The 21,219-nt window shown below is 72.6% G+C and carries 20 protein-coding genes; 7 read left to right on the top strand and 13 right to left on the bottom strand.

What is annotated here, in order from left to right; translation table 11 throughout:
- Positions 1–83 precede the first annotated feature (83 nt).
- Positions 84–506 (top strand): SRPBCC family protein, encoded by a 423-nt coding sequence (locus tag ACR68M_RS17245; protein ID WP_441251404.1) that lies wholly within the window; start codon positions 84–86, stop codon positions 504–506.
- A 95-nt stretch (positions 507–601) separates the two neighbouring features.
- On the opposite strand, the gene ACR68M_RS17240 is transcribed toward ACR68M_RS17245, so the two are convergent.
- Complete coding sequence (locus ACR68M_RS17240; protein WP_441251403.1) at positions 602–1,951, bottom strand: helix-turn-helix domain-containing protein; 1,350 nt, start codon at positions 1,949–1,951, stop codon at positions 602–604.
- Between the two features lie 284 nt (positions 1,952–2,235).
- Here ACR68M_RS17240 and ACR68M_RS17235 point away from each other — a divergent pair, with 284 nt between their 5' ends.
- Positions 2,236–2,409, top strand: coding sequence for a hypothetical protein (locus tag ACR68M_RS17235; RefSeq protein ID WP_441251402.1), 174 nt, complete (start codon positions 2,236–2,238; stop codon positions 2,407–2,409).
- Between the two features lie 16 nt (positions 2,410–2,425).
- On the top strand, positions 2,426–3,616 hold the full coding sequence (gene glgA, locus ACR68M_RS17230; RefSeq protein WP_441251401.1) for a glycogen synthase: 1,191 nt from the start codon (positions 2,426–2,428) through the stop codon (positions 3,614–3,616).
- A 32-nt stretch (positions 3,617–3,648) separates the two neighbouring features.
- Here the strand turns inward: glgA and ACR68M_RS17225 are convergent, their stop codons facing one another.
- A complete protein-coding gene (locus ACR68M_RS17225) occupies positions 3,649–4,212 on the bottom strand; it encodes a hypothetical protein (protein ID WP_441251400.1) in 564 nt (187 codons plus the stop codon).
- 355 nt (positions 4,213–4,567) lie between these two features.
- On the opposite strand from ACR68M_RS17225, the gene glgX reads away from it, so the two are divergent.
- Positions 4,568–6,700 (top strand): glycogen debranching protein GlgX, encoded by a 2,133-nt coding sequence (glgX, locus tag ACR68M_RS17220; protein WP_441251399.1) that lies wholly within the window; start codon positions 4,568–4,570, stop codon positions 6,698–6,700.
- A gap of 142 nt (positions 6,701–6,842) precedes the next feature.
- Positions 6,843–7,175 carry a hypothetical protein gene (locus ACR68M_RS17215; protein ID WP_441251398.1) on the top strand — a complete coding sequence of 111 codons (333 nt, stop codon included), beginning with the start codon at positions 6,843–6,845 and terminating at the stop codon, positions 7,173–7,175.
- Here the strand turns inward: ACR68M_RS17215 and ACR68M_RS17210 are convergent.
- A complete protein-coding gene (locus ACR68M_RS17210; protein ID WP_441251397.1) occupies positions 7,172–8,098 on the bottom strand; it encodes an AraC family transcriptional regulator in 927 nt (308 codons plus the stop codon). The two genes, ACR68M_RS17215 and ACR68M_RS17210, sit on opposite strands and share 4 nt — an antisense overlap.
- A 100-nt stretch (positions 8,099–8,198) precedes the next feature.
- On the opposite strand from ACR68M_RS17210, the gene ACR68M_RS17205 reads away from it, so the two are divergent.
- Positions 8,199–9,101 (top strand): MBL fold metallo-hydrolase, encoded by a 903-nt coding sequence (locus ACR68M_RS17205; RefSeq protein WP_441251396.1) that lies wholly within the window; start codon positions 8,199–8,201, stop codon positions 9,099–9,101.
- Positions 9,102–9,123: 22 nt separating this feature from the next.
- Here the strand turns inward: ACR68M_RS17205 and ACR68M_RS17200 are convergent, their stop codons facing one another.
- The 8 genes from ACR68M_RS17200 to ACR68M_RS17165 all read right to left on the bottom strand — a co-directional run bounded on the left by ACR68M_RS17200 (position 9,124) and on the right by ACR68M_RS17165 (position 17,935).
- Positions 9,124–10,647, bottom strand: coding sequence for an amino acid adenylation domain-containing protein (locus tag ACR68M_RS17200; RefSeq protein WP_441251395.1), 1,524 nt, complete (start codon positions 10,645–10,647; stop codon positions 9,124–9,126).
- A 29-nt stretch (positions 10,648–10,676) separates the two neighbouring features.
- Positions 10,677–11,444 carry an OAM dimerization domain-containing protein gene (locus tag ACR68M_RS17195; RefSeq protein WP_441251394.1) on the bottom strand — a complete coding sequence of 256 codons (768 nt, stop codon included), beginning with the start codon at positions 11,442–11,444 and terminating at the stop codon, positions 10,677–10,679.
- A complete protein-coding gene (locus ACR68M_RS17190) occupies positions 11,441–13,084 on the bottom strand; it encodes a lysine 5,6-aminomutase subunit alpha TIM-barrel domain-containing protein (protein WP_441251393.1) in 1,644 nt (547 codons plus the stop codon). Before ACR68M_RS17190 ends, ACR68M_RS17195 begins: the two co-directional genes overlap by 4 nt.
- Positions 13,081–14,148, bottom strand: coding sequence for an L-erythro-3,5-diaminohexanoate dehydrogenase (locus ACR68M_RS17185; protein ID WP_441251392.1), 1,068 nt, complete (start codon positions 14,146–14,148; stop codon positions 13,081–13,083). Before ACR68M_RS17185 ends, ACR68M_RS17190 begins: the two co-directional genes overlap by 4 nt.
- Positions 14,145–15,545: a KamA family radical SAM protein gene (locus ACR68M_RS17180; protein WP_441251391.1), complete on the bottom strand. Its 1,401-nt coding sequence runs from the start codon at positions 15,543–15,545 to the stop codon at positions 14,145–14,147. The genes ACR68M_RS17185 and ACR68M_RS17180 overlap by 4 nt, the downstream gene beginning before the upstream one ends.
- Positions 15,546–15,809: 264 nt before the next feature.
- Positions 15,810–16,493 carry a GNAT family N-acetyltransferase gene (locus ACR68M_RS17175; RefSeq protein WP_441251390.1) on the bottom strand — a complete coding sequence of 228 codons (684 nt, stop codon included), beginning with the start codon at positions 16,491–16,493 and terminating at the stop codon, positions 15,810–15,812.
- Between the two features lie 36 nt (positions 16,494–16,529).
- Complete coding sequence (locus ACR68M_RS17170) at positions 16,530–17,567, bottom strand: pyridoxal phosphate-dependent aminotransferase (protein WP_441251389.1); 1,038 nt, start codon at positions 17,565–17,567, stop codon at positions 16,530–16,532.
- The gene (locus tag ACR68M_RS17165) at positions 17,564–17,935 is read right to left on the bottom strand and encodes a cupin domain-containing protein (protein WP_441251388.1); all 372 of its coding nucleotides are present in this window, start codon (positions 17,933–17,935) and stop codon (positions 17,564–17,566) included. Before ACR68M_RS17165 ends, ACR68M_RS17170 begins: the two co-directional genes overlap by 4 nt.
- A 172-nt stretch (positions 17,936–18,107) precedes the next feature.
- Between ACR68M_RS17165 and ACR68M_RS17160 the strand changes: the two genes are divergently transcribed.
- On the top strand, positions 18,108–19,103 hold the full coding sequence (locus ACR68M_RS17160; protein ID WP_441251387.1) for a hypothetical protein: 996 nt from the start codon (positions 18,108–18,110) through the stop codon (positions 19,101–19,103).
- A 27-nt stretch (positions 19,104–19,130) separates the two neighbouring features.
- Here ACR68M_RS17160 and ACR68M_RS17155 read toward each other — a convergent pair whose 3' ends face one another.
- On the bottom strand, positions 19,131–20,408 hold the full coding sequence (locus tag ACR68M_RS17155; protein WP_441251386.1) for an ATP-grasp domain-containing protein: 1,278 nt from the start codon (positions 20,406–20,408) through the stop codon (positions 19,131–19,133).
- A gap of 67 nt (positions 20,409–20,475) precedes the next feature.
- The gene (locus ACR68M_RS17150) at positions 20,476–21,210 is read right to left on the bottom strand and encodes a GNAT family N-acetyltransferase (protein WP_441251385.1); all 735 of its coding nucleotides are present in this window, start codon (positions 21,208–21,210) and stop codon (positions 20,476–20,478) included.
- Between the last annotated feature and the right edge of the window lie 9 nt (positions 21,211–21,219).

The raw sequence follows: 21,219 nt of genomic DNA, 5'->3' as shown, positions 1-21,219 counted from the left end.
GCCGCGCCGCTGCCACCCACCCGGGTGATGCTGGAAGCGGCGACCGTCACGCGCGCCGACCCCGCACCCGAAGGAGCGTCGAGATGTCCGAGATCGCCTTCGACTTCGACACCACCGCGACCCGCGCCACCCTGCTCCAGGCCCTGAACACGCACGACGGCCTGATCTCCTGGTGGACCACCGGGGTCGACCGCAAGGACGAAGTCCTGCTCTTCGACTTCCCCGGCGTCCCGGAGCCGTTCCAGCTGCGCCGCGACGAGGCCACCGAGGACCGCGTCGTCTGGACCTCCGTCGGCGCCTTCCCCCCGCACTGGTCCGGCACCACGATCACCTGGACGCTCTCGGCCGGTGCCGGCGGCGCCCCCGCGCACGTCGCCTTCCGCCACACGGGCTGGCAGGACGACGACCCGGGGCTGCCCCAGGCCACCGAGACCTGGGGGCAGCTGATGGACCGCCTCAAGAGCTACGCCGAGACCGGCACCGCCCAGCCCCTGTTCACCCTCTAGTGCCGCCCCCGGCGATCACCCGGATCTGCCCGAACAGGCCGGGCTCCCTGCCCTTGCCGACACCGGGCAGCGCCCCGCGCGACGGGGCGCTGGGGTCAGCTCCGGTCGGTGACGAAGGACGGGGTCGGGGCGGGCAGGCCCTGGATGCCGAGCTGGCCGAGGGCCTTCTCGTACGCGTCGAGGGCCTCCGACTTGTGACCCAGGAGCTTCCAGAGGTCGCCGGCGTCCCGCCAGACGCCGGCCGTCCCCCGGGTGCCCGGCAGCTGGCCCAGCTGGCGGACGACCGCCCGCAAGGTGGTCTCGGCTGACTCCATGTCCCCCGCCAGGTGCTGGGCTCGGGCCATCAGCACCCTGACCGAGGCGGCCGCCTCCGGCGGGTCGTTGCGCATCAGCCCGAGCGACCGGCTGGCGTGAGCGGTCGCCTGGACGGGGTCGCCGAGCTGCACGGAGACCTGGGCGAGCAGCGCCTCGGCGCTGGCCTGTTCGGCGGCCGTGCCGACCTCCAGCAGGACGGTGTGGGCCTCGCCGAGGAGTGTCCTGGCCCGGTCCAGGTCGGGTGCCTCGGAGGCCATCATGAAGTTGGCGTGGGCCGCCTTGAGCATCGCCTGGTGCCGGACGTTGTCACTCTCGGCCAGCAGCATCAGCGCCCGCTCGGTGAGCGCGAGGGCCTCCTTGCTCCGGCCCCGGGAGTTGGCGACCAGCGCGGCGTTCCAGTAGACGACGCCGCGCCCGACCCGGGAGTCGGTGCTCTCGGCCGTGCTGATCAGCCGGTTGGCGAGGATCTGCGCCTGCATCAGGTCCCCTCGGACCTGATAGGAGCCCAGCAGGGTGGCTCCGAGCTGCATGTGGTCGTCGGTGACGTCCAGACCGAGACTGTCGAGGGTGCGCATGGCCCGCTCGCCGATCTCGACGCTGAGCATCAGGTCGCCCGCGTTGCGGTGGCAGCGGCAGAGCGCCACCGCCAGCTGGGCCCAATCCGCCGAGCCCGGCACGGTGGCCGGGTCGTCGAAGAGCGTGGTCAGCAACTGGATCGCCGCCTCCATCCGCCCCAGCTTCTCGAAGGAGAGCGCCTGCCCGATCCGGGCCCGCCGCACCATCGCCTCGCCGAGAAACGGCGCCGAGGCCAGCGCCTCGCTGTACGACTGCAGGGCCTCGCCGTTGGAGCCGTTGCGCATCGCCATGTCACCGAAGGCGATCTTCAGCTCCAGCTCGTGGATCCTGGCGTCGTCCCGTCCGGTCTTCAGGTACTCGACCGAGCAGCCCACGCGCTCGGCAAGGCTCTGGAGGACGGCGGGGGAGGGTGCGCGCTTTCCGGTCTCGATCAGCGAGACGTAGCTGACCGAGAGGTCGGATGAGGCGAGGTCCTGCTGGTTCAGGCCCTTCTTCTGGCGTAGCTCACGGAGGCGCTGCCCGATGCCGTTCGTCCCGCTCTGTGTCTGCTCCATGCTTCTCCGGTCGACGAGTGTTGTGACCCTGATGGCCAGCCCTCGGGGCACTCGCTTGACTCATGTTTTTACAGAATCTATCAGCCCACGCCAAGTGGGCCAGCAGGCTTTGTTAAGTGAGCTTGCCTGCACAGGGGTGCCCCCCGAGCCCAGCACGGGGCCTCCTGGCACCTTCCGGCCAGGACCTCGTAAACCCTCATGTGACATCGATTGACAAACACTGTCACACTCGATTGACTCTAGTAGTCAACCGCAGTCAAGCGTCGAAGGCAGAGCGAGCAGCCATGCACCGGATCCTTCTCCCCGTAGCCGCGATCACCCTGGCCCTGGCCGGTCTGGTCGCCTCCGTCTCAGGCGCCTCCGCAGCGACCGCGAGCGACAGCGGCGCCGGCCTGGAGACCAGCGTCACGACGACCGCCACCCCCACCCCCGCAGGCCCCCCGCTCATCTGCTGCTGACCGAAAGGACCGTGAGATGCGCGTCGAACTGCTGACGAGGGACTACCCCTCAGAGGCCCAGATCGACACCAGCGGCCCCACCATCGAGCTGACCGCCGCTCTGCGACGCCATGTCAAGGTCGGGGTCCGATGCTTCGGCGAGGGGTCCGCGGAGCCGGACACCTACGCCTACAAGGGGCCGGAGAGTCTGGGGCAGGGGTACAGCGCGCTCCAGTTCCTCGGTGCCGGGCTCGGAATGGCGGACGACTGCTTCGCCGCCGACCTGGTGCACAGCCACACCTGGTACACCAGCACGGCGGGGCACGTCGCGGGCCGCCTCTACGGCATCCCGCACGTGATGACGCTGAGCGACCTGGAGCCGCTCAGGCCCGGCGAAGCCGAGCGGCCCGGCAGTGACCACGCGCTCTCCGGCTGGATGGAGCGGGCCTCCGCCCACGAGGCCGACGCGGTGATCACCGGCTCGGCCGCGATGCGCGAGGACGTCCTCTCCGTCTACCCCGACGTGTCCCCGGACCGGACCCACGTGATCCACCCGGGCATCGACACCGAGCTCTGGCGACCGGACCACGGGACCGCCGCGCTGGAGCGCTTCGGCATCGACCCGGACCGCCCGTTCGTGCTCTTCGCGGGACGCGCGACGCAGCGGCAGGGGCTGCCGCACCTGCTCCGGGCTGCCTTCCGCTTCCGGCCGGACGCCCAGCTCGTGCTCTGCTGCGACCAGCCCGAGAACCCCGGGGTCCGGCGCGAAGTCGACTTCCTGGTCGATGAGTTGAGCCACCAGCGATCTGGGGTGGTGCGGATCGAGGGGATGCCCGAGCAGCCCGATATGCGGCAGCTGCTGGCCCAGGCCCGCGCCTTCGTCTGCCCCTCGCTCCGCGACCCGATCGGCACCGTCAACCTGAAGGCGATGGCCTGCGGGACGGCCGTCGTGGCGACGGCCGTCGGCGGCATCCCCGAGATCGTGGAGGACGGGAACACCGGCCTGCTGGTCCGCTACGAGCAGCGGGCCGACGGCAGCGGCGACCCCGTCGACCCCGAGCGGCTGGCGCAGGAGCTGGCGCTGTCGGTCAACGCCCTGATCGACGATCCGGTGCTGGCCGAGCAGTTCGGCGCGGCGGGCCGGCAGCGCGCGTCCGAGGAGTACTCCTGGGACGAGGTGGCGGCCCGGACGCTGAGTGTCTACCAGCAGCTGACCACCGAGCGGTAGCCGCGGGTAGCCGCGCGGGGAATGCGGGACTTTCAGCCCGCCAGCGGTGATGCGGTCTCAATTACCGGCCACCCCCGGGTTCGGGCGTATTCCGCCAACTGCGGATCACCGCCCAGGACCCGGGGATTTCCCACCACTCCGAGCGTTCGCAAGGAGTCGTGGTGGTCGCCGTATCCGAAGCAGCGGAAGGCGTCCAGGCCGAGCTTTGTCATCGTTTCGACCACCGTGCAGGATTTGCTCGTATCGCCGTCGGCAGTTATCCGGAGACAATCGTCAAAACCCCGGACCATGTCGTCGATCATCGCCGCGGCCGATGACCCCGCGGCCCCCCAGCCCCCCGGGAGATCCGTGCCAGGCACGGGGAGTACCACCACGATCAGGTCGCCGGCGCTCCGATGTCGCTCCACTGCTGCTCTGGCGGCCTCGAAGGATTCCCACGAGATCAGCTCCAGATCGAAGAATGCAGCGCGCTGACCTTCTTCTCGCATGTCCCCCGTGCCCCCCGATTTTGTTGTGGCCATGCCGGTCGACCGCCGGGCGCTCGACCGGACGTCGGCCATGGGCCTCAAAGCGAAGATAGCGCACTGGGTGATCAAGGGGCGACGGTACGTCGCATGATTTCACCTGATGAACCACCATGCGCGTCCCCCTTAATTCGCCACGAGCCCGGCATTCATCCCACTGCGCCGAAATTGCCCAAGTCGTGCCAAGCCGGATGATCTTCCCCTCGGCGCGGCCGTCGGCCGGTCGGATAATTGACTTAAGACTTGACTAAGAGTCAATCAATTAGTTGAATCTACCCGTCGGACGGGAGGTCGCCCACCAGGGCCGACCCGGCAGGAAGGAGCCACAGGTGACGCAGCATGCGGCAGGAGTTGTTTCCGGGCACCGGGTTGGTGTTCGCTCCAAGGGCCGCTGCGTCGCGCTGACAGGAAAGACACCAGGATGACGATGCGAAGGACCACCCGCCCGGCGCCGCCCGCGCCCGTGGTGACGCCCGGCCGTGCGCAGCCCTTGGGGGCCCGGCCGGACACCGACGGCGTGAACTTCTCCGTCTTCGCCGAGCACGCGACCCGGGTCGAGCTCCTGCTGTTCGACGGCCACGACGCCCCCGCGCCGAGCCGGGTGATCACCCTCGACCCCGATCTGCACCGCAGCTACCAGTTCTGGCACTGCCACGTCGCCGGCCTGGGCGCGGGCCAGGTCTACGCATACCGGATGGACGGGCCGGCCGGCGGCAAGGACTCCGGCCACCGGTTCTCCCCGCAGAAGGTCCTGCTCGACCCGTACGCGCGGGCGAACGTCAACACCCTCTGGGAGCGGCTGCGCGCAGGCGGGCCGGAGGACAACTGCGCGTACTCGATGCGCAGCATGGTCGTCGACCTGGACGGCTACGACTGGGAGGGCGACGAGCCGCTGCGCACCCCGCACGCGGACACCGTCATCTACGAGCTGCACGTCGGCGGCCTCACCGCCTCCCCCAGCTCGGGGGTCGCCCACCCGGGGACGTTCGCCGGGGTGGTCGAGAAGATCCCGTACCTCAAGGAGCTCGGCATCACGGCGGTCGAGCTGCTGCCGGTCTTCGACTTCGACGAGCGGCAGGTGCTGCGGACCGGACCGGACGGCGCCCCGCTCCACAACTACTGGGGCTACGACCCGTTCGGCTTCTTCGCCCCGCACACCGCGTACTGCTCGGACCAGCGCCAGTGCACCCACATCACCGAATTCCGGGACATGGTGAAGGCCCTGCACCGGGCGGGCATCGAGGTGATCCTCGACGTGGTGTTCACCCACACCTCCGAGGGCGACGAGAACGGGCCCACCATCAGCTTCCGGGGGCAGGGCAACGAGGCGTACTACCACCTGTGGCCGCAGGACCGACGGCGCTACATGGACTTCACCGGGCGCGGCAACGCCGTCAACGCCAACCACCCGGCGGTGGCCAAGTTCATCATCGAGTGCCTGCACTACTGGGTGACCGAGCACCACGTGGACGGCTTCCGCTTCGACCTTGCCTCCGAGCTGTCACGCGGCGCGGGGGGTTCGGAGATGGAGGTGCCGCCGGTGCTCTGGGCCATCGAGTTCTCGGGGGTGCTCTCCGAGACGAAGATCATCGCCGAGCCGTGGGGCGGCGGCGGGCTCTACCAGGTCGGCCGCTTCCCCGGCCGTCGCTGGGCGCAGTGGAACGCGCCCTACCGGGACGACGTCCGGCGCTTCGTCCGGGGCGAGGGCGGGCTGCTCCGGGCCGTCGCCAGCCGGCTCGGTGGCTCCCCCGACCTGTTCGGCCGGGGCGGCGAACGCCCCACCAACAGCGTCAACTTCGTCACCAGCCACGACGGCTTCACGCTCAACGACCTGGTCAGCTACGACGTGAAACACAACCGCGCCAACGGTGAGTGCGACGCCGACGGCGCGGTCGAGAACTTCAGCTGGAACTGCGGCGTGGAGGGGCCCACCGACGCGCCCGACGTCGAGCGGCTGCGCCTGCGGCAGATCAAGAACCACACGGCGCTGCTGCTGCTCAGCCGGGGCATCCCGATGCTGCTGGCCGGGGACGAGTTCCGCAACAGCCAGGGCGGCAACAACAACGCGCACTGCCAGGACAACGCGGTCTCCTGGCTGGACTGGGACCAGGCCGAGAAGGAGACCGACCTGCGGCGCTTCTTCCGCGAGATGATCGCGCTCCGCAAGCGTCACCGGGCCCTGCGGGCACCGCAGTTCTTCTCCGGCCGGCCGGACGGCGGCGGGCGCTCGGACGGCCGGGGCCACCCGGACGTGGTCTGGCACGGCACCCGCCTCGAACAGCCCGGCTGGGACGACCCCGCCGCCCGCGCCCTCGCCCTCACCCTGGTCGGCCTCGACGGCGGGCCCGACCTGCACGTCCTGCTCAACATGGACCGCACCGGGCTGGACTTCGAGCTGCCCACCGACCGAGGCCACGGCTGGCTCCGGCTGGTCGACACCGCCCTACCTTCGCCGCAGGACGTCCTGCCGCCCGACGCCCGGGAGATGGTCGACAATACGACGTACCGGGCCGACGGCCACAGCGTCGTCGTCCTCGCCGCCTTACCGTCCACCGGCTGACCGGCTCGGTCCGGTCGTCGGGCCGGTCAGGAGCCGGGCCGGTCAGGAGTTGGGCCGGTCAGGAGCCGGGCCGGTCCGTTCACCACATTGTCATGGACCTGACTGCACGTCAGGTTCCAGCACCCGCGAAGGGAGACACGTCATGTCCCAGCAGAGCTTCGCCACGTTCCTACTCGCCCTCCAGGACGATGACGCGATGCTCCGGAGGTACCGCTTCGAGAGCCTGCACCGTCTCTCCTTCAAGGCCCGCATCGAGGGCTACGACTTCACCGGCGAGGACGTCCTCGCCGCCGTCCTCGCGCTGGAGATGGCCGTCATCCTGCTCAAGGAGGACGACGGCGCCGACGGCATCACCAGCCTCTGGTGCGACCGCTGGGGCACCACCTACCTGGAGTACCTGGTCGACAAGGTGGCCGGCCGGTTCACCGAGGCCGAACTCCACCACCTCCTGAACCAGGACGAACAGGCGGCCTAGCCCTGACCGGCCTGGCCGCTCGCCGCCCGGTAGCGGCCGGGGGTGGTGCCGAACTCGCGGCCGAAGGCGTGGGAGAGGGCGTACGGGGTGCCGTAGCCGACCCGGCGGGCGATGGCGGCCAAGGGGTCCTGGGTGTCGCGGAGGAGGGTGGCGGCGAAGGTGAGGCGCCACCAGGTGAGGTAGCCCATCGGCGGGCGGCCGACCAGGGTGGTGAACCGGCGGGCGAGGGTGGCGCGGGACACGCCCACCTCGGCGGCCAGCCGGTCGTTGGTCCAGGGGGCGGCCGGCTCCGAGTGCAGGGCCCGCAGCGCGGCGGCCGCGACCGGGTCGGTCAGCACGCCCGGCCACGCTCCGCCCGCGCTCCCGGCCAGCCAGGAGCGGATCATGTAGACGAGGAGCAGGTCGAGCAGGCTCGGGACGGCGCTGCAGGCCCCGGGCCGCTGCTCGCCGAGCTCCCGGCCCAACAGGTCGATCGCGGCCCGGAGCTCGGGGTGGCTGCCGACCCGGGTGGGGAGATGGACGACCTGCGGCAGCTCCGCCATGAGCGGGTGCACCCGGCTGCGGTCGAGCCGGTACTTGCCGCACAGCAGCTCGACCTCGCGAGCGCCGCTCCGGTCCGGGGGTGGCGCGCTCCCGGTGAGCCAGTGCTCGAACGGCACCGCCCGCCCGAGCGCGGCCTCGTCGGCCTCGGCGTCGGCGAGCACGTGCCCGGCGCCGTGCGGCAGCAGCACCGCATCACCCGCGCTGAGCGTGAGCGTCGTGCCGTCCTCGGCCAGCAGCCGGCAGGCGCCCCGGAGCACGACATGGAACCCGGCGCCGTCGTACGGAGCCAGCTCGGTGGACCAACTCCCACTCACCCGCACACGGTTGGAGGAGGGCCGCCCGATGCGTACGGCCGAAATCGCATCACTCACCACGTCCATCGGCCCAGCGTACCCATGGGCGCAAGGGTGAGCCGCTGACGTATTCGGATGAGCGGTATGAGCATTGAGAGGCTCAGTCGATCTCCGTAGCTTGGAGCACATGAACAGTGAGAGCGTGCAGCGCACAGCGCTGGGAGATGTCGAGATCATTCGTGTCGTCGAGTGGACGGGAGAGTTCATCACCGGCCGGGCGCTGGTCCCGGACGCCCCGGCGCAGTTGTGGCAGGACAACGCGGACTGGCTCGCACCGGACCACTGGAGCCCCGGGACCGACCTGGCGTCCGTCACCCTGCAGAGCTGGGTGCTGCGCAGCGGCGGGCGGACGGTGCTGGTCGACACCGGGGTGGGCAACGGGCGTGAGCGCCCCGGCAATCCGCTGTTCCACCGGCAGGAGGGGGACTTCCTCGGGCGGCTGGCCGCCGTGGGTGTCCGCCCGGAGGAGGTGGACGTCGTCGTCAACACCCACATCCACGCCGACCACGTGGGGTGGAACACCAGGGACGCCGGGGGCGAGTGGGTGCCGACCTTCCCCAACGCCCAGTACCTGCTGCCGGCCGCCGACGTCTTCCACTTCGGCCCGGAGAACGACTACGCGAACGGGCGGCGCGAGGACGACCGGCTGATCTTCGAGGACAGCATCGCGCCCGTGATCGCTTCCGGGCAGGCCGTGCTGTGGGACGGCAGCCACCGCATCGACGCCCACCTAGGCCTGGAGGCGGCGCCCGGTCACACCCCCGGCTCGGCCGTCCTGCGGCTCGACTCCGGCGGCGACCGGGCGGTCTTCGTCGGCGACCTGATGCACAGCCCGGTGCAGATCCTCGCTCCCGGCTGCAGCAGTTGCCTCTGCCTGGACCCGGCGGAGGCTGCGGTCAGCCGTCGCCGCATCCTCGAACGTGCCGCGGATCAGCAGGAGTTGGTCGTCCCGGCCCACTTCGGCGGTACGGGGATCGTGGAAGTCCGGCGGGAGGGCAGCGAGTTCGCACTCGGCCGCTGGGTGGGCTGACCGGCCCAGGGGGTGACGGGGCCTACGGGACGCCGGCCAGCGCGCTGCGGTCCAGCTTGCCGTGGGGGGTGAGCGGCAGGTGCGGGAGGTAGTGGATCTGCTGCGGCAACAGGTGCGCGGGCAGGTGGTCGGCCAGGTGCGCGCGCAGGCCACGGGTGGAGCAGACGGCGGGGTCGGCGACCACGTACGCGGTGAGGGACTGCTCGTCGGGCAGGTCGCCGGTGACCAGGCAGGCGGCGGTCAGGACGCCGGGGGCGGTGCGCAGGGTCGCCTCGATCTCGCCGAGCTCGATCCGGAAGCCGCGCAGCTTGACCTGGCCGTCCTGGCGGCCCAGGTAGTGCAGGCTACCGTCCGGGTCTGCGACCGCCCAGTCGCCGCTGCGGTAGTGGCGGCCGCTGCCTTCGGGAGCTTCGACGAACCGGGCGGCGGTCAGCTCCGGGCGCTCCAGGTAGCCGTGGCTGACTCCGGCGCCGCCGACCCAGATCTCGCCGGGCTCGCCCTGCGGCACCGGCAGGCCGTCGGGGTCGCGGAGCGAGACCGTCAGGTGCGGCAGTGCCCGGCCGATCGGTGTCCGGCCGGGGCGGGCGGCGGCGAGGAGCTCCGGGGTGAGCGGGCAGTGCGTGACGTGCACGGTGGTCTCGGTGATCCCGTACATGTTGACCAGCGCGGCGCCGGGGGCGGTGCCGGACTGCCACCAGCGGTGCAGGTCGGAGGGGCAGAGCGCCTCGCCGCCGAAGACCACGTGGCGCAGCGCGGGGAGGCGCAGTTGCCCGGCGGCGGCCTCGGAGACCAGATGGCCGAAGGCGGAGGGCACCTGGTTGAGGAAGGTGACGGCGCGGTCGGCGAGCAGCCGGGCGAACTCCTCCGGGTCGGCGGCGGTGTCCCGGTCGACCACCACGGCGTGGCCGCCCTGGAGCAGCGGGCCCCACAGCTCCCAGACGCTGAAGTCGAAGCTCCAGGAGTGGAAGAGCGTCCACACGTCGTCGGTGCCGGTGCCGAAGAGCGGGAGCGCCGCGTCGAGCAGGGCCAGTACGTGGGTGTGGCCGACCGGGCAGCCCTTCGGCTTGCCGGTGGAGCCGGAGGTGTAGATCGCGTACGCGGTGTCGGCAGGAGTGACTGCCCGCGTCGACGTCGCCGAGGCGGCTCCGGTGCGGGCGGCCAGCGTGAACGGGCCTGCGGTGCCGATCGGTTGCTCACCCGGAAGGAGGGCGGTGTCGGTCAGTACGAGCCCGGCTCCGGAGTCGTCCAGCAGGTGGTCCTGCCGGGCCTTCGGGTAACCGGGGTCGACCGGCAGGTAGGCGGCGCCGGAGCGGAGGATGCCCAGGATGCCGCCGGGGGCGTACCGGGTGCGGTCGGCCCGGAGGGCGACGAGCTGCCCGGGGGCGGTCCGGCCGGCCAGCAGCTCGGCCACCTGGTCGGCCAGCGCGTCGAGTTGACGGTACGTCAGTTCACCGTCGGCGTCGGAGACCGCCGTCCGGTCGCCGTGGCGGGCGGCCACGGCGGCGAAGCGGGTGTCGATCCGGTCGGGCGGGCTCACGGTGGTCACCTTGGCCTCCTGGGGCGGGAGTTGGGGGGTCATCCGACGGTCTCCAGCACGGCTGCGGCTGCGGGCTGGACGGCCAGGGCGTGCACCAGGTAGCTGGCGACGTCGCCCGGCGTGGTGTTGCGGCCGAACACCCGGTCGGCGCCGAGCTCGGCGGCGGCCGAGGGGTCGAAGCGCGGGCCGCCGACCACCAGCAGCGGGCGCTCCTCGTCGGTGAACTCGGCCCGCAGCTCGGCGCTGAGCTCCTTGACGTTGGTGATGTGCGCGTCCCGCTGGGTGACGGCCTGGGAGACCAGCACGGCGTCGGCGCCCTCGGCGCGGGCCCGGCGGACGAGATCCGGCACGGCGACCTGGGCGCCCAGGTTGAGCACCTTCATCGCCCGGTAGTACTCCAGGCCCTTCTCGCCCGCGAAGCCCTTGATGTTGAGGATGGCGTCGATGCCGACGGTGTGCGCGTCCGTCCCGATGCAGGCGCCGAGCACCACCAGCTTGCGGCCGAGGTGCTCGCGGATCGCGGTGTCGGCCTCCTTCGCCGAGAGCAGCGGGTACTCGCGCTCCAGCACCGGGACGGAGCGGAGCTCGACCTCGTGCGTCACCGCGCCGTAGACGACGAAGAAGCTGAAGTCGGGGCCGATCGGCTTGGCGTGCACCAGCATCGGCCGGTCCAGGCCCATCTTCTGGGCCAGTTGCAGCGCGGCGCCCTCGGCGAGCGGGCCGTGCGTGAGCGGCAGGGTGAAGGACAGCTGCACCATGCCGTCGTCGGTGGTGTCGCCGTACGGTCGGACGACGTCCTGGCTCATCGCGGGGTGTCCCTCTCCTCGTCAGCGGTGGCGTCGGCGGTTCCGGTGCCGGTGTCGGTGGCGTCCAGCAGCTCGATCGCGGGGTTGCGGTAGCCGTCTGCGCGGGCGACGACGCCGTCCGCGCCCCGGCCGCCGTCGGCGGGGCGGCGCATGCCGCCGAACGTCCCGGCGGCGATGGCGTCGAGCAGGCCCCGGCCCTTGATCTGCTCCAGCAGGTCGACGGCCTCGCCCAGCACCTGGGCGGCGCGGCTCGCGATGAACCCGCCGGGCGCGGGGTGGAAGTCCTCGGTCAGCCCACCGGCCGCGTCCATCACGTAGCGGACGTTGCGCAGCGCGAGATCCCGGTCGGACAGGAAGGGCGTGACGACGGCCTCGGTCATCATGCCGACCAGCAGGATGCTCTGCTCGGTGAGCGCCCCCGCGAGGTTGAAGAAGCCGTTCAGCAGGTAGCCGTGGAAGACGTCGCCGGTCATGTGCCGGGTCGGCGGCATCCACTTCAGCGGGGCGTCGGGGAAGAGCTCCCGGGCGAGCAGCGCGTGGGCCAGCTCCAGCCGGAAGGACTCGGGGCGGGCCGGGTCGATCTCGAAGGCGTGCCCGAGGCCGAGCTGCCCGTCGAGCAGCCCCGCCTCCTTGGCGAAGTACTCGTTCAGCAGCTGGCTGGCCGTCACCGTGTGGGCGGCGTCGACCGCGTCGGCGGTGGTGAGGTAGTTGTCCTCGCCGGTGTTGATGACGATCCCGGCGCGGGCGTGCAGCTGCCGGGAGAACCGCTGGTCGACGAAGGTGCGGACGGGGTTGATGTCGCGGAAGAGGATGCCGTACATCGAGTCGTTGAGCATCATGTCCAGCCGCTCCAGACCGGCCAGCACGGCGATCTCGGGCATGCAGAGGCCGGAGGCGTAGTTCGTCAGCCGGACGTACCGCCCGAGTTCGGCGGAGACCTCGTCGAGTGCGGCCCGCATCAGCCGGAAGTTCTCCTGCGTCGCGTACGTGCCCGCGTAGCCCTCCCGGGTGGCGCCCTCCGGGACGTAGTCCAGCAGCGACTGGCCGGTGGAGCGGATCACCGCGATCACGTCGGCGCCGCCCCGGGCGGCGGCCTGGGCCTGCCGGATGTCCTCGTAGATGTCGCCCGTCGCCACGATCAGGTAGATCCAGGGGCCGCGCGGGTTGCCCCAGCGGCCGACCAGCTCGGTGCGCTCGTCGCGGCGGCGGTCGATCCGGTCGAGGCCGTGGCCGACGGCGCGGCGGGCGGCGGCCTCGGCCTGGACGGCGGCCGCGCCCTCCGGCACCCGGAACGGCACGGTACCGGTGGCGGCACGGGCGGCCAGCTCGGTGAGGTCGGCGTACTCGCCGCTGCGCAGCGCGTCCCAGACCGGGAGGCAGATGCCGTGCTCCAGGCCGGTCCGGTCGCGGACGGCGTCCACCAGCCGGTTCGCCCAGGGGATGCCCTCGGCGTCGGCACCGCTCAGCCCGGCCAGCCGGAGCGTGGCCCGCTCGACGGCGACGGTGGTGTGCGAGTTGGCCAGCTCCACGACGGGGCGGCCGGCCTGGTGCGCCAGCTCGCGGGCCCGCCGGACGAGGGCCGGGTCGAGGCCCAGCTTGTCGGCGCGGCCGCTCGGGACTGGGCTGAGGGTGGCGGTCATCGGGCCCCTCCGGAGCTCTCGGTGCGGAGCCTGCGGTCGAACAGGGCGCGGACGCCCGGCTCCTGGCGGATCAGGTCGAGCGCGTGGTCGGCGTGGCCGGGCTGGTAGCCGTTGCCGATCAGCATGGTGACGTCCCGGGCCAGGCCCTCGGCGCCGAGCGCGGCGGCGGGGAAGGAGGTCGCCATCGAGAAGAACACCACCCGCCCGCCGTCCCTTGTCGCCAGCACGGCGGAGTGCTCGCAGCCGGGCACGTCGGTGCAGACCACGGTGAGGTCGGCGGGCCCGCCGTGCTGCTCCAGCAGTGCGGCGAGCCGGACGGCGTCCCGCGCGTCGGCGCGCAGCACGAGGTCGGCGAGCCCGCTGCGGGTGAGCGCCTGCTCCTCCGCCAGGGTCGGCACGACGCCGATCAGCCGCCCGGCACCCGCGCGGCGGGCCGCGGCGAGCGACAGCGAGCCGGACTTGCCGGCCGCGCCCAGCACCAGCACCGTCGGTGCGGGGCCCGGCAGTTCGGCCACCTGGCGGGCGGTGAGCGCGGGTGCGCCGCACACGTCGAGGACGGAGAGCGCCAGCTCGTCGGGCAGATCCGGCGGGAGCACCGCCGCGATCGACCGGCCGAACAGGATCGCGTGCCCCCGGGCCGGTACGCGCTCGCCGAGCCCGTCCCAGCCGCGCAGGCCGTCGGTGATCTCCAGCGGGGTCAGGGTGAGCGACACCAGGGTGGCGACCCTGTCCCCCGGGCGCAGCCCGAGCGGGGACTCGGGGCCGCTCTCCGCGACGGTGCCGATCAGCATGCCGCCGGAGCCGGTGACGGGGTTGTGCATCTTGCCGCGGGCGGCGACGATCGCGCAGACCTCGGCGCGGACGGCCGCGCCGTCGCCGCCGTGGCGCTCGGACAGTTGGCGGTAGGAGGCGGCGTCGAGGTTGAGGCACTCGATGTCGACCCGCACCTCGTCGGCGGCCAGCCGGGGGTCGGGGTCGAGCCGCCAGGCGGCCTGCGGCAGCACCCCGGCGGGTTCGAGCACCCGGTGCAGGCCCAGGTCGGCGCCCGGTGCGGAGCGGGTCACCAGGCACCTGCCGTACGGGCCTCGTCGGTGTCCCACCAGCGGCGGCCGGCCTCGGGCAGGGTGTGCACCGGGTCGTAGTAGTGGTGGGTGCGGCCGAGCGCGTCCTGGTCGTCGTGCTCCACCGAGGTGCGGTAGTTCTTCCGCCAGGAGGAGATGCCGCGCTCCCGGTCGTACGAGTCGACCTGGTGCACCCAGCGCTTGCCGACGTACGGGACGTCGCAGACGATCCGGGGTGTCGCGAAGCCGGGCAGGTAGCCCATGATCGCGTGCTGGAGCTGCTGCGCCTTGTCGAGCGAGAGCCGCCAGTGCTCGGCGCCGGGGATCATGTCGCAGAGGTAGAAGTAGTAGGGCATGATCCCGGCGTTGTCGAGCAGCCCGAAGCAGAGGTCGAGCAGTGCCTCGGGGGTCGCGTTGACGCCCTCCATCAGCACGCCCTGGTTGCGGACGTCCCGCAGCCCGGCGTCCAGCAGCGCGCGGGACGCCTCGGCGACCAGCGGGGTGACCTGCTGGGCGGCGTTGGCGTGCGTGTGCATCGCGAGCGAGACGCCGCGCGAGCGGGCCTTGGCCGCCAACTCGGCCATGCCGTCCAGGAGATCGGGCGCCAGCCAGTGCTGTGGGAGGCCGATCAGGCCCTTGCTGGCAAGCCGGATGTCGCGGATCGACTCGATGTCCAGCAGCCGGTCGAGGAAGGAACGCAGGCGCGGCCAGGGCACGTTGGCGACGTCGCCGCCGGAGACCACCACGTCGCGGACGGTCGGGGTGGCCCGCAGGTAGTCGATCATCCGGTCCAGCCGGTCGGCCGGGCGCAGCACGAAGCGGTACTTGGTGACCTGCGGGGTGGAGTTGCCGACCAGGTCCATCCGGGTGCAGTGTCCGCAGTACTGCGGGCAGGTGGTGACCAACTCGGCCAGCACCTTGGTCGGGTAGCGGTGCGTCAGGCCCTCGACCACCCACATCTCCGCCTCGTGCAGCGAGTCGCGGGAGGCCAGCGGGTGGCTCTCCCGGAGCGGGTGCCGGTCGGAGGCAACGGGCAGCATGTACCGGCGGACGGGGTCGCCGTACCAGGCGGCCGTCGCGGGCGCGCTGCCCGGGGCGATGGTGTTGAGCACCTGCGGCGGGAGCAGCAGCGACATCGTCGCGTGCTCGCGCTGGTCCAGCTCGAGGTCGGCGTAGAACGCCTCGTCGAGGCCGGGACCGGCCACCTCGCGGAGCTGCTTGACGGTCTTGACGCAGTTCGCGCGCTGCCACTGCGGGTCGCGCCACTGCGCAGCGGTGACGGTGCGCCAGCCGGGGAAGCGCGTCCAGTCCGGCTCGACGGCCTCGCGGTGACGGTACTGGTAGGGCTGCGGCAGCGCTTCGGTGATCGCGGGCGCGCTGGGGAGGACGGTGTTCGCCATGATGCCTCGGTCTGTGTGGGGCCACCGGCGAACGGGCGTCCGGGGCGCGGGGAGGGTCCGCCCGTGGGGGGCCGGATGAAGGAGCGCCCGCCGCGCAGCGGCTGATGTCTGCGGCGGGCCGAGCCTGGGCGGTGCCGACGCGGGGGCACCCCCGGCCGAAGGCTGGGGGCGAGTCCATGCGGAGCATCGGCGACTGAGGAGAAGCCGTCCAGGGGAGAGTCCGGGCGTCGCGACGCCGGCCCCCCACGGGCGGACCCTCCGGGGTCAGTTGGCGAGCTGGTAGACGAAGAGGCCGTCGGCGTCGGGCATCCGGGTGAAGCCGGCGCGCTCCATGACGCGCTGCGACGGCAGGTTGTCCGGGTCCGTGGTGGCGATCACCCGGTCGACGCCGGGCTGGGTCAGGGCCCAGCGGGCGAGGGCGCCGAGGGCCTGGGTGGCGTAGCCGTGGCCGCGGGCGGGCTCGACCAGGTCGAAGCCGATCTCGGCCTGCCCGTCCTGCGGGCCGCCGTGGAAGCCCATGCCGCCGACCACGACGGCGTCCTCGGCGCGGGTCAGCAGGTACATCCCCCAACCGGGCTGGTGGAGCCCGGCGGCAGCGGCGCCGACCAGCATCCCGGCGGCGGCGCGGGTGCCCTCGCCGGGCTCGCCGCCGAGCCAGTCGAGCCCGGCGGTGGAGCCCGCCTTGAGCTGTGCGGCCTCCTCCGGGAGCACCTCGCGCAGCTGGACGGTGCCCGCCGGGATCAGCAGGACGGCCGGGCGGGCCCGGTCCTCGGCGACGGCGGCGCGCACCGAGGCGGGGCGCAGGTCGGTCCACTCCTGGCCGATCCGGTCCAGGCAGGACTTCTCGTCGCCGGTCCAGCCGGTGGGCTGCCAGCCGGCCGGGAGGGCGGCCGACTGCGGCCAGACCGCGTACTGCTGCTCGGTGTTGAGGATGACGAGGTGGCTCACGGGTGGTTCTCCTTCGAGGGGTACGGGGGCGGACGGTCAGCCGACGGGGGCGATCACGTCGAGTGCGTCCAGCAGGCGGGTCAGCTGCTCGGCGGAGCCGAGCGAGACGCGGATGTGGCCCGGCAGGCCGAAGCGGCCGGCGTCGCGGACGAGGATGTCGTGGTCCCGGGCGAGCAGCAGCTCGGCGGCGGCCGAGTCCGGCACGGCGACGGCGACGAAGTTGGTCGCGGAGGGCAGTGCGGCCCGTCCGCGCTCCGCCAGGCGGCTCAGGAACCAGGCGCGCTGCTCGATGTTGCGGCGCTGCGTCCGCTCCAGGTGCGGGCGGTCGGCGAGCGCGGCGACGGCGGCGGCCTGCGCCGCGCGGTTGACGCTGAACGGCATGGTGCCCTGGGCCTCGCGCAGCCGCGCCACCAGATCGGCCCGACCGACGGCGTAGCCGATCCGCAGCGCCGCCAGGCCGTACGCCTTGGAGAGCGTCCGCAGGCTGAGCAGCGGCGCGGCGCCGTCGAGGTAGTCCCGCAGCTGCGGGGTGCCGGCGGGGGCGAACTCCAGGTACGCCTCGTCGACGACCAGCGGGGTGCCGGTGCGGGCGGCGGTCTCGACCAGCAGGTCCAGCTCGGCGCGGGTCAGCACGCCACCGGTGGGGTTGTGCGGGTTGCAGAGGTACGCGATGCCGGCCGCCGGCATCGCGGCGGCGAACTCGGCGACGGCGGTGGAGGTGCCGTCGAGGGCGATCTCCCGGCAGCCGCGCCGGACGGTCTCCAGGCAGATCCGGTAGCCGGGGAAGGTACCCGCGGTGGTGAGCCCCGGGCGGGTGGTGTCGCCGAGCGCGAGCGCGCTGAGCAGCACCAGCTCGTCGCTGCCGTTGGCGACGGCGACCTGCTGCTCAGCCACGGCCAGCTGCGCCGCGAGGGCGGCGGTGGGCGCCGAGCGGGCGGGGTCGGGGTAGATCTCGGTCAGTGCGAGGGACTCGCGGGCGGCGCTCAGCGCGAGCGGGCTCGGTCCGTACGGGCTCTCGCTGAGGTGCAGCCGTGCGGGGCCGGTGGCGACGGCGGGGGCGACGGCGGTGGTCATGACTTGTCGCCCACCAGGATGCCGAAGCAGAAGCTGCCGGGCTCGGCCTCCTTGGTGAGGAAGTGGTGCTCGGCCCCGGCGGGGACGTTCAGCAGGGCCGGGGAGGTCAGCTCGTGCGTGACGCCCTCGACGGTGACGTCGATCCGGGCGCCGCCCGGGTTCGGGGAGACCAGGAAGTAGACCTCGGCGACCTCGTGCCGGTGCGGGTCCGCGACGGGCTTGCCGACCAGGTGGTCGATCGGGCCGCCGGCCAGCTGCACGGGCATGCCGCCGAACATGTCGGCGGTGAGGTAGAACGGCGCCGGCACGTGGTGCCCGGCCACCGGCAGGAACTGCGGGACGTCGGTGCGGATCTCGACGGTCTGCATACGTACTACTCCCGGTCTGAGGGGTGCGGCGCGCGATCGGCGCAGGTCGGAGAGGGGCCGCCGGGTGGCGTTCGTCCGGCGTACCTGCAGCCTGGCGCATCCCCCACAACCGGAGCGACCGATTCCCGCTGACATAAACTTGCGCCGCAGCAAGTCCCCTCGGAGGCCACCCATGAACGACCACGCGGCCGATCCGCTCGCCGAACTCAGCCCGGACGCCACCGCCCTCTACGAACTCGCCCTGCGCGACGGCGTGTTGGTCGCCGGGCACGAGGCCCTGGACTGGCCGCAGGAGCGGCTGGCCGAAGCCCGGGAGCTGCTCACCCGCCTGCGGCTGCTGCACGCCTCCGGCCCCGGCCGGTGGGTGCCCGCCAGCCCGCAGGCAGCCGTCGCCGAGCTGGTCGGCCCGCTGGAGATGGAGATCCACCGCAAGCAGCTCCAGGCGGAACGGGCCCGGTCGATGCTGCTGCCGCTCCAGTCGGTCTACTTCGAGGCCCGCCAGGGCCGGGGCCAGGGCGTCGCGATCGAGCTGCTGCACGACGTCGAGCAGGTGCGGAGCATGCTCGGCGAGGTGTCACGGACCTGCTCCGAGGAGGTCTTCGTCAGCCAGCCCTCGGCGCTCACCCAGGAGACCCTGGTCGACAGCCGCCCCCGGGACCTCCAGCTGCTGGAGCGCGGCGTGCGGATGCGCACCCTCTACCCGCACGTGGTGCTCGCCAACCCGGTGGTCCAGCAGCACTTCGCCAAGATGGCCGAGCTCGGCTCCGAGATCCGGACGGCCAACGAGGTGATCGACCGGCTGATCATCTTCGACCGGCGGATCGCCTTCCTGCCGGACCGCACCCAGGGCGACGACCCGCCCGGCGCGATGGTGATCCGCGAGCCGGTGGTGGTCGAGTACCTCTACCGGACGATGGAACGCGAGTGGAGCCACGCCCGCCCGTTCACCCACACCGGCTTCGGCTACGGCGACACCGTCGACGAGGTCAAGCGCGGCATCGTCCTGCTGCTCGCCGCCGGCCACAAGGACGAGGCGATCGCGAACCGGACCAACATGTCCGTCCGCACCTGCCGCCGCCACATCGCCGAACTGATGCGGGACTGGGGAGTGGAGAGCCGCTTCCAGGCCGGCGTCTTCGCCGCCCAGTACGCGATGATCGACCGCTGAGGCCGTCAGGCCCTGGCACTCAGACCCTCACGCTGCCTCGGTCTGGGCCGGGGTCAGGCGGCGGGTGCCGTTCGGGCCGGCGAGGTCGAAGGAGAGGACGCCGAGGGCGTCGTCCAGGAGGTCCATCATCGCCCGGTGGTCGGGGCTGACACCGCTGACGGCGACCATCACGCCGGTGCCGACCGAGGCGGGGATCACCTCGCCCAGCGGGACCATCGGGGCTGCGGTCTCGATGCCCGGCAGCGTCAGGATGTCCCCGATGCCGTGCACCGCCGTCAGTGTGCCGCCCTCGCGCGGGCTCTGCGCGAAGCGGACGAAGTACACCTCGCCGTCCGGGGCCGTCTCGACCTCGACCGGGCCGCCGAGGCCGATCCGGGCCGCGAGCCGGACGGGGTTGAGGGTGCCGGTCAGCCGGGCCAGCCAGGTCTGGTAGCCGCCGAGGCGGCCGTTGATCTCGATCAGCCGGGGGCCGTCGGCGGTCAGCTTCAGCTCGGTGTGGGTGATGCCGGTGCGGACGTCCAGCGCCCGCAGCACCTGGGTGGTCAGCTCCAGCGCGGCGTCCTGCTCGGCCTCGGGGAGGCTGGCCGGCCAGAACTGGCCGAGCTCGCGGAACGGCGGCGCCAGCGGGTACTTGCCGGTGACGGCCCAGTGCGTGATCTCGCCGTCCACCACCGCGCTCTCGATGGAGATGTGGTCCCCGAACGGGCCGCAGTCGCGGCCCAGCAGGTACTCCTCCAGCACCATCGAGCCTTCCTCGGCTCCTTCGCCGCCACCGAGCAACTCGGCGACCAGCGCCGCGCCTTGGGCCGCCTCCTCGATCAGGTACGTGGACCGGCTGCCCGCACCGTCGGACGGCTTGAGCACGGCGGGGAGGCCGACCTCGGCGAGCGCCGCCGCCCAGTCGGCGGGCTCACGCAGCAGCGCCGAGCGGACGGTGTCGACGCCGCGCTCGCGCAGCCGGGAGCGTTGGGCGTACTTGTCGCGCAGCAGCCGGACGGTCTCCGGCCGGTGGAACGGCAGGCCGAGGCGTACCGCCAGCTCGGCGGTGGTGTGCAACACCACCTCGCTGAAGGTGATCACGGCGTCGGGGCGGTGCCGGGCGAGCTGTGCGGCAGCCGCGTCGAGGTCGTCGCCCACGTGGACGACCTCGGTCAGCTCCTCCAGGAACTCACCGATCTGCTCGGTGTGTTCGGAGCGGCAGACCGCCAGGACGACGTCGCCCAGCGGTTCCAGGTTCTCCAGGATCTCCATCGGCGTCACCGACCCCTGGTCGTAGACGACGGCGATCACCGGGCGCTCGGTCACAGCTGCTCTCCTTCGGGTTGCGGGGGGTCGGGCGGAGGTCGGGCGGGGGTCGGGGGTCGGGCGGGGGTCAGTCACTGTCCTGGTCGGCCTCTTCGGCGTACCGGACGCCGGAGAGCGCGGCAGCCAGCACCGGGCGGGGTGCGGCCGTCGCGGGCGCCGGCCCGTCGCCGACTCCGAACAGCGGCAACGCCGGTGTCACGCCGTGCAGCTCGGTCCGGATCTCGCGGTGTTCGAGCCAGCGCTCGGCGGAGAGCCGGTAGCGGTCGCTGACCGCCCGCTCGCCCCGGACGCCGTTGATCTGCGTGCCGTCGGGGACGAACCCGAACTTGCGGCAGACGGCCTGCGAGTTCTCGTTGCCCCGGCGGACCACCGAGAAGGCCTGCTCGGCGCCGAGCCCGGCGAAGGCCAGCTCCAGCGCGGCGGCGCGGGCGTGCCCACCGAGGCCGAGGCCCTGGTGGCGCAGCCCCAGCCAGGAGGTCAGCAGCACCTCACGGGTGGCGCCGAAGTCGCGGGCGCCCAGGCTCTGCGAGCCCACCACCTGACCGTCGTGCACCACGACCAGGTAGAGCGTCCAGTCGTCCGGGGTCCAGGAGGCCATCGCGTTCCAGTGCCGCTGGAGCACCCGGCGGGCGACGGTCTGCGGATCGCCGTCCGTCCACTGGGAGAAGAACGGCATGAAGCCGGGGGCGTGCACGCCTTCGACGGCCTGGTCGGCCAGTGCGTCGAGATCGGCCTCGGTCGGGTGGCGCAGCTCGATCCGCGAGGTGCGTGCGGAGATGTCGTACAGCGGCCAGTTGTGCATGGGGGTCCT

Origin of the sequence: Kitasatospora sp. McL0602 (genome assembly GCF_052076145.1) — a bacterium.
GTDB lineage: Bacteria > Actinomycetota > Actinomycetes > Streptomycetales > Streptomycetaceae > Kitasatospora.
The sequence above is the reverse complement of the archived record's forward strand: the minus strand, read 5'-3'. Positions and strand labels throughout refer to the sequence as shown.

Excerpts from the sequence above, each read along its gene's own strand:
- ACR68M_RS17180 (WP_441251391.1), bottom strand. The coding sequence starts at position 15,545 with ATGGCGAACACCGTCCTCCCCAGCGCGCCCGCGATCACCGAAGCGCTG.
- ACR68M_RS17240 (WP_441251403.1), bottom strand. The coding sequence starts at position 1,951 with ATGGAGCAGACACAGAGCGGGACGAACGGCATCGGGCAGCGCCTCCGT.
- ACR68M_RS17165 (WP_441251388.1), bottom strand. The coding sequence starts at position 17,935 with ATGCAGACCGTCGAGATCCGCACCGACGTCCCGCAGTTCCTGCCGGTG.
- ACR68M_RS17210 (WP_441251397.1), bottom strand. The coding sequence starts at position 8,098 with ATGGACGTGGTGAGTGATGCGATTTCGGCCGTACGCATCGGGCGGCCC.
- ACR68M_RS17190 (WP_441251393.1), bottom strand. The coding sequence starts at position 13,084 with ATGACCGCCACCCTCAGCCCAGTCCCGAGCGGCCGCGCCGACAAGCTG.
- ACR68M_RS17150 (WP_441251385.1), bottom strand. The coding sequence starts at position 21,210 with ATGCACAACTGGCCGCTGTACGACATCTCCGCACGCACCTCGCGGATC.
- ACR68M_RS17205 (WP_441251396.1), top strand. The coding sequence starts at position 8,199 with ATGAACAGTGAGAGCGTGCAGCGCACAGCGCTGGGAGATGTCGAGATC.
- ACR68M_RS17170 (WP_441251389.1), bottom strand. The coding sequence starts at position 17,567 with ATGACCACCGCCGTCGCCCCCGCCGTCGCCACCGGCCCCGCACGGCTG.
- glgA (WP_441251401.1), top strand. The coding sequence starts at position 2,426 with ATGCGCGTCGAACTGCTGACGAGGGACTACCCCTCAGAGGCCCAGATC.
- ACR68M_RS17160 (WP_441251387.1), top strand. The coding sequence starts at position 18,108 with ATGAACGACCACGCGGCCGATCCGCTCGCCGAACTCAGCCCGGACGCC.
- ACR68M_RS17235 (WP_441251402.1), top strand. The coding sequence starts at position 2,236 with ATGCACCGGATCCTTCTCCCCGTAGCCGCGATCACCCTGGCCCTGGCC.
- ACR68M_RS17245 (WP_441251404.1), top strand. The coding sequence starts at position 84 with ATGTCCGAGATCGCCTTCGACTTCGACACCACCGCGACCCGCGCCACC.
- ACR68M_RS17195 (WP_441251394.1), bottom strand. The coding sequence starts at position 11,444 with ATGAGCCAGGACGTCGTCCGACCGTACGGCGACACCACCGACGACGGC.
- glgX (WP_441251399.1), top strand. The coding sequence starts at position 4,568 with ATGCGAAGGACCACCCGCCCGGCGCCGCCCGCGCCCGTGGTGACGCCC.
- ACR68M_RS17215 (WP_441251398.1), top strand. The coding sequence starts at position 6,843 with ATGTCCCAGCAGAGCTTCGCCACGTTCCTACTCGCCCTCCAGGACGAT.